Consider the following 13,604-nt stretch of genomic DNA (forward strand, 5'->3'; position numbering starts at 1 on the left):
ATTTATTCAGTTATTTCATTTCCTTCTACAGTAAGTTTTTACAACATCTGTACCTGGAATATCAGGTTCAAGTAAATTTTCTGTTCCAAGACCACAAAAAAACCCGCATCAGCGATGCGGGTTCCTTGTCACTGAAGTTAAGAAAGTCAGAGACTTATCTTATCTTCCTTAACGTTTGCTGCTAATTACAGAGCAACAACGTTTGCAGCTGCTGGACCGCGTGGGCTGTCTTGAATGGTATATTCAACTTTCTGGCCTTCAGCCAGAGTTTTAAAACCTTCACTAGCGATAGCAGAGAAGTGAACGAATACGTCTTTACCACCATCATCTTGCTCAATAAAACCAAAACCTTTGCTTTCATTGAACCATTTAACTTTGCCAGTTTTCTTGGACATCTTTACTTACCTTTAAATTAGTTAACCTGCCATACATCATAGGGTATAGGCATTATGGCCAGATTTTCAGAGTCATTACTTATGGAGGCACTAAGAAGATGTTCGTCTAATAAGCGAAATCAAAAGATAACGGCTTTAAGAAGGAACTGCTTTACTCTAATGTCGTACATAAATAGGTCTGTAGCACAGGCCGGTTCACATTTACTCATAATGAACCACATAACGCAAGCGATTTCTCACTCTTTTGGGTAAAACAACGTAACTGGTTACTTTTCACCCTTATAAATTGATTAATAAAGAGATATCTCACCTGCTGGCCGCGTCTTAAATCGACGATGCAGCCACATATACAACTCAGGTGCTTTCAATATTTCTTTCTCAACCACTTTATTCATAAATTTTGCTGCTTCCGTGGAGTTATCCATCGGGAAGCCGGTTGGTGGTTCAGTTACCATCACGGTATAACCACTACCATCAATATGGCGTTTTGGCGTAAAGGGCAATATTACCGGATTAGCCTGACGCATTAATATGCTGGTTCCAATAGTCGTTGCCGCTTGAGGAACCGCAAAGAATGGCGCAAATACGCTATTACGCGGGCCGTAATCATGATCGGGCGCATACCAAAGGATCTCCCCTTTGCGCAATTCGCGGATCATGCCTTTAATATCATGACGATCAATAAAATACTTATTTGAACGGCTACGACCTTTGCACTGAATCCAATCCATCAGTTTATTATTATGCGGGCGGTATACACCAACACCAGGGTTATACATGCCGTAAATTCGGCCCCCTAATTCGAGGGTTAAAAAATGGACGCCGACCAGCAACACCCCTTTTCCATCAGCACGAATACGTGACATGATTTCAATGTTATCAACCTTGCACCATTTTTTGATCCGATTATCGGACCAAAACCAGGCCATTCCCGTTTCCAGTAGCCCCATTCCTAATGATTCAAAGTTCTCAACCAGAAGCTTCTCTCTGTCATCTAAACTCAGATTTGGAAAGCAAAGTTCCAAATTACGCCGGGCAATATGTTTACGACGCTTTAAAAAGCGCATTGATAAATGACCAGTCCGGGTACCAATAAAATGAATCACCGGATAAGGTAATTGCACTAATAAATAGAGCGTAATAAGCCCAAACCAGGTTAACCAATACTTTGGCATTAGGTAGGAGTAATGAAATTCAGGTTGTTTAAATTTCGACATTCAGGTTCTGCTTTCTCTTGCTGCAACGCAGCGCTAATGGACAAAATTAGCCTTTGTTCAAGTAGATATTAATAGGCTAAAAGAGATAGCAAATTAACGTGTAATTGAGACAACGCTGTGCATACTGTATGACAACGGCTTGATAAGCAAGTTCTTATCAAGACAATTATTTACATAAAATAACATTTTCAATAATTAAAATATTGGTGCAGTTATTTATTGTTCGATTTTTCTATTATAGCGATTTTCTTTGCATAGCGTTGTGCTAAAAATGCACATACCATGAGTTGGATTTGATGAAAGATCATCAATGGTAACACCATCATCCCAACGGATGCAGCAGGGAAAAGCACATTAGCCATAGGTATGCCATTAGCCAGGCTCTTTTTAGACCCACAAAATATAATCGTTATTTCATCCTGAATACTAAAACCCATCCATCTGGCCAGGCAGGTATTAATAACTAATACAATTGCTAATAGTAATATTGAAAAAATAATAATAATTAACAGGGACCATTGATTAACCTGATGCCATATTCCACCAATAACCGCATCGCTAAAGGCGGTATACACCACTAATAAAATAGAACTGCGATCGGTGACATTAATCAATTTTTTATATTTTTCAATCCAATTAACAATAAAGGGACGAGATATATGCCCAATAATAAAAGGCAACATTAATTGTATTATAATATCAATTATTGCCTGTAACGTGTCCTGACTCCCCTCTTGGGTATGCATCAAAAGCCCAACCAGAATGGGTGAAATAAATACCCCTAATAAACTTGATGCAGAAGCACTACAAACTGCCGCAGCTACATTGCCACCAGCAATAGAGGTATAGGCTATCGCTGACTGAACGGTAGCAGGCAAAGCACAAAGATAAAGAAAACCCAGATAGATGCCCGTTGACATTAAATCGGGCACAAACACTGTCAGGCTAAGGCCCAATAATGGAAATAACACAAATGTGCTGGCGAAAACAATCAGATGCAAACGCCAGTGTCGAATACCATTAAGAATATTTTGTCGGGACAGCTTTGCTCCATGCATAAAAAACAGTAACGCAATTGCAGCTTTAGTCAGATAACCAAAAAACACTCTGGCATCCCCTTCACAGGGAAATAGCGTTGCTAAAATCATCACGCCAATCAACATAACCAGAAAAGTATCTACTTTTAAAAACTTCAACCACGACATGGAAAACAACCTTTAGCTACATACCCACTAATCGAATCTCGTAATCTATGCCGTTTTAGCAAAAATGCAAATTTTGCCATTACGCAAACGATATCCTTACTTCATTGTCAGCAGATTTATCAAAACGAAAAGACAAATAAAGTGATTATTCTTACCCATTTTTACTTTGATTTATGACATAATTTGGCCTTCGCTTACTCCCGCCCGCTGGGTATCTTGATTTTAATACATAGGATCATGTAGAGAATGGCATCTTCACCATCACTTAAGCCAATTCAAGAAATTGCACAACGTTATGGCATCACCTCAGAATACCTTATCCCTTATGGGCCCAGTATGGCCAAAGTCGATCTGTCATTAATCAATTCTCAGGCTTCTAAAGGTAAACTGGTTTTAGTTTCCAGCATCACTCCTACGCCATTAGGTGAAGGTAAAACCGTGACGACTATTGGTTTAAGTCAAGGTTTTAATTTTATCGGCAAATCTTGTATTGCCTGTATTCGCCAGCCAAGTCTTGGCCCGGTGTTTGGCGTAAAAGGCGGTGCTGCCGGAGGAGGAAAAGCTCAGGTGTTGCCGATGGAGAAATTAAACCTTCATCTTACTGGCGATATTCATGCAATAACCGCAGCGCATAACCTGGCAGCAGCAGCATTAGATGCACGTCTATATCATGAACACCGTCTGGGAGATCAGTTCACCGAACAGACTGGCCTGCCTGCGTTAAATATTGATATGAACCATATTCTCTGGAAGCGGGTTGTTGACCATAACGACCGTGCTTTACGTCATATCACTGTTGGTGTTGGCGGTGGAGTTAACGGTGTTGAGCGCGCTGATGGCTATGATATTACTGCCGCTTCTGAACTGATGGCGATCCTTGCTCTGTCAGAAGACCTGAAAGATATGCGTCAACGAATTGGTCGTGTAATTCTGGCTCTTGATACTAACGGTAAGCCTATTACTGCTGAGCGTCTGGAAGTGGCCGGTGCCATGACAGTATTAATGAAAGATGCTATCCAGCCAACCCTGATGCAAACCAGTGAAAATACACCGGTACTGATCCATGCCGGGCCTTTCGCCAATATTGCCCACGGTAACTCCTCGGTTATTGCCGATCGTATTGGTTTACAACAGGCGGACTATGTCGTAACCGAAGCGGGTTTTGGTTCTGATATGGGAATGGAGAAATTCTTCAATATCAAATATCGCCAGTCCGGCATCAAACCATCCTGTGTGGTATTGGTGGCTACATTACGCAGCCTGAAAGCCAATAGCGGTAAATTTAATATTAAACCGGGCCAACCTCTGCCAGCAGAAATAGCCGAAAGCAACGTTGAATTATTAGCACAAGGTTGTGAAAACTTAGGCTGGCATATTGCCAACGCCAAACGTTATGGTTTACCGGTTGTGATCGCCATTAACCGATTCCCAACCGACTCGGGTGAAGAGCTGGAGTATCTACGTAAATACGCCCTATCCTGCGGTGCTCAAGGCGTAGAAATCAGTGATGCTTTTGCTGCTGGCGGTGCCGGAACAGCAAAACTGGCTGAACTGGTTGCCGGAGTATGCGAAAAACAACAGGAAGTCACCTTGCTCTATCCTGATAACGTTAGCCTGTTGGAAAAAGTGCAGACTTTGGTTAATACTTACGGCGCAAAACAGGCAGTCCTGACCGCTCAAGCCTCTGACCAGTTAGCACAACTGGAGAAAGCCGGGTTTGGTCATCTTCCGTTATGTATAGCAAAAACGCCGTTGTCGATCAGTGCCGATCCGGCGTTAAAGAATGTGCCAAAAGATTTTACTGTCACTATTTCTTCTTTCCGGGTTTCTGCTGGTGCCGGGTTTATCCGCGCTTACGCAGGAAATATTATGACTATGCCGGGTTTAGGTACACTACCCGCCTATCGTAATATTGATATCGATCAATCTGGAGAAATTATTGGCCTGAGTTAACGTCGTTTATTTACCTCTATAGAGGTAAATACCAATACCCCTACACTTACAGTGTTGTGATTAAGCCGCCAATTATTGATAATATGGCGGCTTCTTCTCTTTTAGGCAGTTTAATGAGCGATTATTTGCTACTTTTTGTTGGCACTGTTTTTGTCAATAACTTCGTGTTGGTTAAGTTTTTAGGCTTATGCCCTTTTATGGGGGTGTCGAAAAAGCTGGAAACGGCCATCGGAATGGGATTAGCAACAACATTTGTGCTGACGCTTGCCTCCATCTGTGCATGGCTGGTTGAAAATTATATTTTAGAACCGTTAGGGTTGTCCTACTTGCGCACCCTGGCGTTTATTTTTGTTATCGCCGTTGTGGTTCAGTTCACAGAGTTAGTCGTGCGTAAAACCAGCCCGGTACTTTATCGTCTGCTGGGAATATTTTTACCATTAATTACCACTAACTGTGCGGTGCTGGGTGTAGCGTTACTTAACGTTAATCAATCTCACAACTTTATGCAGTCTACCGTGTATGGCTTTAGCGCTGCGGTTGGTTTTTCATTTGTTATGGTTCTTTTTGCCGCTATTCGTGAACGTCTGGCCTCTGCCGATGTACCTGCTCCATTTAAAGGTTCATCCATCGCGTTGATTACCGCCGGATTAATGTCACTGGCATTTATGGGCTTCACAGGGTTGGTAAGGTTTTAATGTTTTCTTTATGGTCCAGCATTATTGCACTGACGCTACTGGCGTTGGTGTGTGGTGCTATTTTGGGTTTTGCTGCCCGACGTTTTCAGGTGGATGCCGACCCTATCGTTGATAAGGTGGAGGCATTATTGCCCCAAAGCCAGTGTGGTCAATGCGGTTATCCCGGCTGTCGTCCCTATGCCGAAGCCGTGGCTAATAATGGTGAAATGATTAATAAATGTGCCCCTGGTGGTGAAGCGGTGATGCTAAAACTGGCAGATACGCTAGGCATCGAACCTCAGCCACTTGATCAAACCACTATGGAGAGTAATCCGGTACGTAAAGTGGCATTTATTGATGAAAACAACTGTATTGGCTGTACCAAATGTATTCAGGCTTGTCCTGTTGATGCCATCGTTGGTTCAACCAGAGCAATGCATACCGTAATCACCGATCTTTGTACCGGATGCGATCTTTGTGTTGCTCCTTGCCCTACAGACTGTATTGAAATGCGTCCGGTGGAACAGACAACCTCAACCTGGAAATGGGACCTGCAAGCCATACCCGTTAAAGTGATAGAGATTAATTCACATGTTTGATCTATTTGCTAAGTTCAGAAAAACTAAAGTTTGGGATTTCGACGGTGGCATTCATCCTCCGGAGATGAAAGATCAAACGCGCCTTATCCCTATCCGACGCCCTGCGCTACCGGATTACTTACAGATCCCTCTGCAACAGCACCTTGGCCCGCAAGGAGACCTGTTGGTAAAACAAGGCGATTATGTTCTTAAAGGCCAAAAGCTAACCACCGGTAAGAACCGTGCTTTACCGGTACATGCCTCTACATCCGGCACAGTTATGGATATCGGTTATTATCCAAGTACTCATCCATCAGCCATTCCTGAACGTTGTATTCACCTGAAACCAGATGGCCTTGAACAATGGACTGAATTAAAGACATTGGATGATTACCTGTCTTATACACCGGAACAGCTAATTGCTCATATTCATCGTTCCGGTATTGCAGGTTTAGGCGGTGCGGTATTCCCTACTGCCAGCAAAATCAACGGCGCGTTAAGCCGGGTAAATACCCTGATCATTAACGGTGCCGAATGCGAACCTTATATTACCGCCGACGATCGGTTGATGCAGGAATATGCCGATGAACTGATTACCGGCTGCGAAATCCTGCGTCATATACTGAAGCCTGAAAGCATTCTGATTGGTATTGAAGACAATAAACCAGAAGCCATTCAACAGTTAAAACAAGCGTTACAACGTAACGGATCGGCAGATATTTTCTTACGAGTTATTCCTACTAAATATCCTTCCGGCGGCGCTAAACAATTAACAAAGATCCTTACCGGGCTTGAAGTGCCACATGGCGGACGTTCATCGGATATTGGTGTATTAATGCAGAACGTTGGGACGGTATACGCCATCAAACGTGCAGTGATTAATGGTGAACCGCTGATCGAGCGTATTGTTACCCTAACGGGAGAAGCACTTCAGGATAAAGGTAATTTCTGGGTACTTCTGGGTACTCCTGTGTCTGAGCTTCTGCAACAGGCGCTATATCAGCCTCAAACCAAACCGATGGTGATTATGGGTGGCCCGCTAATGGGCTTTGCATTACCGGATATCCAGGTGCCGGTAACCAAAATGAGCAACTGTATTATTGCGCCCTCCCGCGATGAAATTGAACCACCACAGCAAGAGCAGGCCTGTATTCGTTGCACTCAGTGTGCCGATGCCTGTCCGGCAGGATTATTACCCCAACAGCTTTACTGGTTCAGTCGCGGCAAGGAGCATGAAAAGGCGCGTAACTATAATCTGTTTGATTGTATAGAGTGTGGTGCCTGTGCTTACGTTTGCCCCAGCAATATTCCTTTGGTGCAATACTACCGCCAGGAAAAAGCAGAAATTCGCGAACAGGATCAATTAGCTGAATTGGCCCGTACCGCCAAAATTCGTTTTGAAGCCAGACAGGCTCGTCTGGAAAAAGAGAAATTAGCACGTCAACAGCGCCATAAAAAGGCTGAAACCCGTTTAGATGATAAAGACAATCATATTATTCAGGCCGCGCTGGAACGAGTAAATCAGCAGAAATCCGTTGAAGATAGTAATAGCTCAACAATACCGGTAATTAAATCCGTCGATGGTAAATTACTACCGGATAACAGCGCTGTTATTGCGCTCAGAAAAGCCAGAAAAGCTCAACGTCAAGTCAGTAAAACGACAGAACAACCAGAAACTTCAGTTAGCAATAATATTGATGTTGAGCAAGACCCACGTAAAGCCGCGCTGGCTGTCGCTATAGCTCGCGCCAAAGCGAAAAAAGAACAACAGCAGCAAGATGAGATAAAACCTGCTGAACAAAATGTTTCTGATACAGACGATCGTAAAAATGCGGTTGCCGAAGCTATCGCTCGCGTTAAGGCGCGTAAGGCACAGCAACAAGCTAATTCAGAGCCTGTCATAACATCCGTAAACCAAAAAGACGCTGTTACTCAACAAGCCTCAGAATCTGTGGACGCTCGCAAAGCGGCGGTAGCTGAAGCTATCGTCCGTGCTAAAGCGCGAAAAGAGCAACGTCAAGAAATACAGCAACAATCTGAATTCTCTGAACAGCAAGACCAAACCATTGAGACGCAACCCGTACCCGAAGTCGATGAGCGTAAAGCTGCCGTTGCCGAGGCTATTGCTCGGGTAAAAGCTCGTAAAGCTCAACAGGCCGCACTTCAGTTAACCGCAACAGGTGAAGAATAGATGTCATTTCGTATAACCAGTTCACCATTTTCACACAGTCAGCAATCAACACAGCGATTAATGTTGTTGGTGGTACTGGCCTGTATACCGGGAATTGCTGCTCAATGGTATTTCTTTGGTTACGGTAATTTAATTCAAGTGATGCTGGCCTCATTTGTTGCCTTATGCGCTGAAGCCACGGTATTGAAGCTGCGGCATCAGCCAATTGCCTCCCAGCTAAGCGATAATTCTGCCCTGCTAACCGCTATATTATTGGGTATCAGCATTCCTCCTCTGGCACCCTGGTGGATTATTGTTATCGGTACTTTTGCCGCTATTGTAATCGCCAAGCAGCTGTATGGGGGTTTAGGACAAAATCCTTTCAATCCGGCGATGGTTGGTTACGTTATTCTGTTGATCTCCTTCCCGGTACAAATGAGCAGTTGGTTGCCTCCAGCTCCGCTACAGGCAACCCATATCAGCCTGATGGATACACTGAGTATTATTTTTAGTGGACACAGCACTCAAGGTGATGATGTTTTCAAATTAATGCTAGGGGTTGATGGTGTCAGTCAGGCCACACCGTTAGATACCTTAAAGACCGGACTGCGCAGCGGTCACAGCATTACTGAAGTATTAAGTCAGCCCATTTATAACAGTTTGGGGGGTATTGGCTGGCAATGGGTGAACGTCGGATTCCTGCTTGGCGGACTATTCCTGCTTGGGAAGAAAGTGATCCAATGGCATCTTCCCGTTAGTTTTCTACTAACGTTAACCATTGTCTCCACCATTGGCTGGCTACTGGATCCTTCACATAATGCGGCTCCGTGGTTTCACCTGCTTTCGGGAGCCAGCATGCTATGTGCCTTTTTTATTATTACCGATCCGGTAACAGCTTGTACTACGGTCAAAGGTCGGTTGATTTTCGGTGTGTTAGTTGGCGTGCTGGTTTGGCTGATTCGTAGTTATGGAGGTTATCCTGATGGGGTAGCTTTTGCTATTTTACTGGCAAACATTACCGTACCGTTGATCGACCACTATACTCAACCTCGTGCTTATGGACATCGCTAAGGAGCCCCCATGCTGAGTACCATGAGACGACACGGCCTGACGTTAGCCCTTTATGCCGCACTGGCAACTGGTATTACTTCAGGTGTTTATCTGCTGACGAAATCTACGATAGAGAAACAGGCGATTCAACAACAAAAAGCGCTTTTTGATCAGGTGATTCCTGCAACTATTTATGATAACGCATTACAGAATGAGTGTTACGTTGTCACAGACAACTCCTTAGGAACCGATCGTGCCCATCGGTTGTTTATCGCCCGTAAAGGCTATGCTCCGGTCGCGGCAGTCATAGAAACCACGGCGACTGATGGCTACTCTGGCGCTATTCAATTAATGGTTGCTGCTGATTTTAATGGTAACGTGCTAGGTGTTCGTACCCTTGAACATCATGAAACTCCCGGACTGGGCGATAAAATAGAGTTACGTATTTCTGACTGGATCACCCATTTTTCTGGAAAACAGGTCAATGGTGAACAGGATAAGCAATGGTTGGTACGCAAAGATGGCGGTATGTTTGATCAATTCACTGGGGCCACTATTACTCCCAGAGCGGTGGTAAAAGCAGTAAAACAGACGACGCTCTATATACAGCAACATCACCAGCAATTTGAATCATTACCCCACTGTGAGGCAGAGTAAATGAGCGAAATAAAAACGCTGCTTAATCAGGGTTTGTGGAAGAACAACTCTGCGCTGGTTCAACTATTAGGCCTTTGCCCTCTGCTGGCGGTCTCTTCTACCGCAACCAATGCTCTTGGCCTTGGTCTTGCGACCACGCTGGTTCTGGTTTGTACCAACGTAGCCGTGTCCGCTCTGCGCCGCTGGGTACCACAAGAGATCCGTATTCCTATCTACGTTATGATCATTGCCTGCGTGGTTACCGTCGTTCAATTGTTGATTAATGCCTACGCCTATGGCCTGTATCAATCATTAGGTATTTTTATTCCTCTGATTACTACCAACTGTATAGTTATCGGCCGGGCAGAAGCCTATGCCGCGCAAAACCCGGTATCCTTATCTGCACTGGATGGTTTTGCTATGGGCTTTGGTGCAACTATTGTGCTGTTTATTTTGGGCGGCATGCGTGAAATTCTGGGGAATGGTACCCTGTTTGACGGAGCCGATTCTTTGTTAGGTTCCTGGGCCAAGGTACTACGTATCGAGGTGTTGCATCTGGATAATGCTTTCCTGTTGGCAATATTACCTCCCGGTGCTTTTTTAGGCCTCGGTTTTCTGCTGGCACTGAAATATGTTATTGATGAGAAAATGAAAGCCTATAAACAAAAAAACACAGAGGTAAAAATCTCCACTCTGTCAGGTGAAAACATTAAATAATAAAGTAAGGATACCCGGTTTGAATCAGGCAAAACGTATAGAAATATTAACCCGGCTGCGTGATAACAACCCTACGCCTACCACTGAACTGGCGTTCTCCAGCCCATTTGAGCTATTGATCTCTGTATTACTCTCAGCACAGGCAACGGATGTTAGCGTAAATAAGGCAACGGCTAAGCTTTATCCAATTGCCAACACGCCCGAGACTATTCTGGCGTTAGGCGTCGACGGTGTTAAAGAGTACATCAAGACTATTGGCCTGTTTAACAGCAAGGCTGAGAATGTCATTAAGACCTGCCGTATTTTAATTGAGAAACATAACAGTCAGGTGCCTGAAGATCGTGTCGCGCTTGAAGCCTTACCGGGAGTGGGTCGTAAAACTGCTAATGTCGTCTTAAATACGGCTTTTGGTTGGCCAACTATTGCTGTTGATACTCATATTTTTCGCGTATGTAACCGTACCCGCTTTGCCCCAGGTAAGACCGTTGAACTGGTAGAAGAAAAATTACTTAAAGTCGTTCCGGCTGAATTCAAAGTTGATTGTCATCACTGGTTAATTCTACACGGTCGCTATACTTGTGTTGCCCGTAAACCTCGTTGCGGTTCCTGTTTAATTGAAGACCTGTGCGAGTTTAAAGAAAAGACTGAATAGAATGATTTGCAAGCGCTAGTAATCTGATGGTAACCCCTTGGGTTTTCTACTGCTTTAGCTAAACTTAATGCCATAATTAATCAATATCGCCGCTCGTTAGACGATCTAAAAGTCAGAGGTGATCGTGTCTATAGCAACTCAGGATCTTTTCAACCAGTCCCGCTCTTTCTATCTGGTATCGATATTGGAGTTATGGCAGCGTTTTAGCTATTACGGTTTACAGTGCATCCTTCCTCTCTATTTCGTCTGGCAACTTGAACTAACACAGGCCGAGGCCTTCAGACTATTCTCTGTCTATGTCGCTCTGGCTTTTGGTTTTATTTCAGTTGGTCGCTGGTTGGGTGAACAGGTTATCGGCATTAAACGCACTCTACTTTTAGGTTCGTTAATCATGATGGCTGGTTATGTCCTGCTGGTATTTTCTACCCGTGAAAATAAGCTTATTTATTCCGGTCTGGCTGCCATTGCAGTAGGTCATGGGCTGTTTAAAACGAATCCTGCCACCCTGTTATCGGGTATTTATGACCGTACTCGCTTTACGCTATATCATATCCTGGCCTGCTTCGGCTCTACTATCGCTATACTTTTGACCCCTTGGGTTGCCCATCATTATGACTGGAATATTGCCTTTTCTTTGGGAGTATTTGGTATGTTTCTGGTCATCATCCATTTAGCTTTCGGCAAACATCATCTCGATAAACAAGGCGCTCTGGCTGACCAACAGCCAGTTTCCATAAAGAGCGGTTTACTGGTAACGACTATTATTGCCGTTGCCATACTTTTTGGCGTAGTTCTGTTACGTAATCAGACTGCCGCGCCCTGGGTTTTAGCAGTTTTAGTCATTATCAGCGTTATATTTTACTGGAAAGAGCTCATTCATCTTAAGCCTGAAATACGCCGGAAAATAGGCGTTATCTTTATTCTATTATTGATAGTGTTTGTCTTTTTCACGCTCTATCTTCAAATCCCTACCTCGCTTAACTTTTTTGCGATTAATCACGTTTCCCATCAGATATTAGGCGTTTCGTTTTTGCCTGAACAATTTCAGGTGCTAAATCCTATCTGGATTATTGTTACCGCGCCTATGCTCGCAGCCTTATACAATCGATTGGGTAGTTATCTGCCTATTCCCCATAAATTAGCTATTGGTATGGTGCTTTGCTCCGCTTCATTTTTGGTCTTACCCTGGGGCGCGGCTTTTTCTGACAGTTCAGGGTTTATCTCGGTTAACTGGTTAATTTTAAGCTATGCCTTACACAGCATTGGCCATCTGTCGATCTCCGCATTAGGGCTTATTGTGGTTAACCGCATGGTACCGTCGGAATTGAAAAATTTTATAACCTCAATGTGGTTTTTCACCTTTGCTGCAGCGGCTTTGATGGCTGGTAAAATTGCAACACAAACTATTGCGCCACTGGACAGTAAATCGCCTTACATCTCTCTGGCGTTATACGGTGAATGGTTTATGAAGTTCGGTATCGTGGCTGCGGTGATCGCAGTACTAATGGTCATCTCAGCACCATTAATACACCGAATGATGCAGAGTGAATCGTCTTGATTTAATCGCTTCTTAACAAGGTATATTTGCAGTCCACCACTTTTTCTACTGATATTTAGTTACCATTTAACAACATATATCAAACATCTTTCAGGCAGGATACAATACGATACCTTAAGGTTTTATCCCGTTAGTCTCATACCTTTAACTGCACGGAGAGTTTTAATGAAATTATATTATAAGCCAGGTGCCTGTTCGTTATCCCCTCACATCATTCTGAATGAAAGCGGCCTTAACTACTCAGTAGAAAAAGTGGATTTAGCCACCAAGAAAACTGAGCATGGTGCAGACTTTTTGGCCGTTAACCCAAAAGGCCAAGTCCCTACCCTGGAATTGAATGATGGCAGTATTTTGACTGAAGGTGTGGCTATTGTTCAGTACATTGCACATAAAGTTCCGGGTAAACACCTGATGCCAGGTGCAGGAACCCCCGAGTATTACCACGCTATTGAATGGCTGAACTTTGTTTCAACCGAACTGCACAAAGGCTTTAGCCCGCTGTTCAATCCACAAACACCTGAAGAATATAAGAAAATTGCTAAAGAGAAATTACTCAAGCAGTTTACCTATGTTGATAGCGTACTGGAAAAACAAGACTATGTTTTAGGCGCTTCATTCAGCGTAGCGGATGCCTATCTGTTTACCGTGACCCGTTGGGCTGCAGCGGTAAAACTGGATCTAAGCGCATTAAAATCACTGGCTGCCTATATGGAACGAATTGCCGCCAGACCAGCGACAGCTGCTGCGCTTAAAGCAGAAGGCTTACATTGATTTTTTCTTAGTCAGAAGATAAAAAAAC

Annotated in this window: 13 protein-coding genes; 10 read left to right on the forward strand and 3 right to left on the reverse strand. The window is 43.9% G+C overall.

Annotation, left to right across the window (positions count from 1 at the left end; translation table 11 throughout):
* Positions 1-185: 185 nt before the first annotated feature.
* The 3 genes from cspE to EKN56_RS08410 all read right to left on the reverse strand — a co-directional run bounded on the left by cspE (position 186) and on the right by EKN56_RS08410 (position 2,817).
* The gene (gene cspE, locus EKN56_RS08400) at positions 186-395 is read right to left on the reverse strand and encodes a transcription antiterminator/RNA stability regulator CspE (RefSeq protein WP_047780981.1); all 210 of its coding nucleotides are present in this window, start codon (positions 393-395) and stop codon (positions 186-188) included.
* 290 nt (positions 396-685) lie between these two features.
* Positions 686-1,612, reverse strand: a complete 927-nt coding sequence (locus EKN56_RS08405; protein WP_130591364.1) for a Kdo(2)-lipid IV(A) acyltransferase — start codon at positions 1,610-1,612, stop codon at positions 686-688.
* A gap of 212 nt (positions 1,613-1,824) precedes the next feature.
* Positions 1,825-2,817, reverse strand: a complete 993-nt coding sequence (locus EKN56_RS08410; RefSeq protein ID WP_130591365.1) for a bile acid:sodium symporter family protein — start codon at positions 2,815-2,817, stop codon at positions 1,825-1,827.
* A 246-nt stretch (positions 2,818-3,063) separates the two neighbouring features.
* On the opposite strand from EKN56_RS08410, the gene EKN56_RS08415 reads away from it, so the two are divergent.
* The 10 genes from EKN56_RS08415 to gstA all read left to right on the forward strand — a co-directional run bounded on the left by EKN56_RS08415 (position 3,064) and on the right by gstA (position 13,576).
* The gene (locus tag EKN56_RS08415; RefSeq protein ID WP_130591366.1) at positions 3,064-4,770 is read left to right on the forward strand and encodes a formate--tetrahydrofolate ligase; all 1,707 of its coding nucleotides are present in this window, start codon (positions 3,064-3,066) and stop codon (positions 4,768-4,770) included.
* A gap of 113 nt (positions 4,771-4,883) precedes the next feature.
* Complete coding sequence (gene rsxA / locus EKN56_RS08420) at positions 4,884-5,465, forward strand: electron transport complex subunit RsxA (protein ID WP_130591367.1); 582 nt, start codon at positions 4,884-4,886, stop codon at positions 5,463-5,465.
* A complete protein-coding gene (rsxB, locus tag EKN56_RS08425) occupies positions 5,465-6,043 on the forward strand; it encodes an electron transport complex subunit RsxB (RefSeq protein ID WP_130591368.1) in 579 nt (192 codons plus the stop codon). Before rsxA ends, rsxB begins: the two co-directional genes overlap by 1 nt.
* On the forward strand, positions 6,036-8,213 hold the full coding sequence (gene rsxC, locus EKN56_RS08430; protein ID WP_130591369.1) for an electron transport complex subunit RsxC: 2,178 nt from the start codon (positions 6,036-6,038) through the stop codon (positions 8,211-8,213). Before rsxB ends, rsxC begins: the two co-directional genes overlap by 8 nt.
* Entirely contained in the window at positions 8,214-9,263 is a 1,050-nt protein-coding gene (gene rsxD, locus EKN56_RS08435) for an electron transport complex subunit RsxD (RefSeq protein ID WP_130591370.1), read from the forward strand. It abuts the gene before it with no gap.
* Between the two features lie 9 nt (positions 9,264-9,272).
* Positions 9,273-9,899 carry an electron transport complex subunit RsxG gene (gene rsxG / locus EKN56_RS08440; protein WP_130591371.1) on the forward strand — a complete coding sequence of 209 codons (627 nt, stop codon included), beginning with the start codon at positions 9,273-9,275 and terminating at the stop codon, positions 9,897-9,899.
* Positions 9,900-10,595: an electron transport complex subunit E gene (locus tag EKN56_RS08445; RefSeq protein ID WP_130591372.1), complete on the forward strand. Its 696-nt coding sequence runs from the start codon at positions 9,900-9,902 to the stop codon at positions 10,593-10,595. It abuts the gene before it with no gap.
* 19 nt (positions 10,596-10,614) lie between these two features.
* On the forward strand, positions 10,615-11,247 hold the full coding sequence (gene nth / locus EKN56_RS08450) for an endonuclease III (protein WP_130591373.1): 633 nt from the start codon (positions 10,615-10,617) through the stop codon (positions 11,245-11,247).
* Positions 11,248-11,371: 124 nt separating this feature from the next.
* Complete coding sequence (locus tag EKN56_RS08455) at positions 11,372-12,805, forward strand: oligopeptide:H+ symporter (RefSeq protein ID WP_168189631.1); 1,434 nt, start codon at positions 11,372-11,374, stop codon at positions 12,803-12,805.
* Between the two features lie 165 nt (positions 12,806-12,970).
* A complete protein-coding gene (gene gstA, locus EKN56_RS08460; protein WP_130591375.1) occupies positions 12,971-13,576 on the forward strand; it encodes a glutathione transferase GstA in 606 nt (201 codons plus the stop codon).
* The last annotated feature ends 28 nt before the right edge of the window (positions 13,577-13,604 follow it).

The sequence above is a fragment of the Limnobaculum zhutongyuii genome (assembly GCF_004295645.1).
Taxonomy (GTDB): Bacteria; Pseudomonadota; Gammaproteobacteria; order Enterobacterales; family Enterobacteriaceae; genus Limnobaculum; species Limnobaculum zhutongyuii.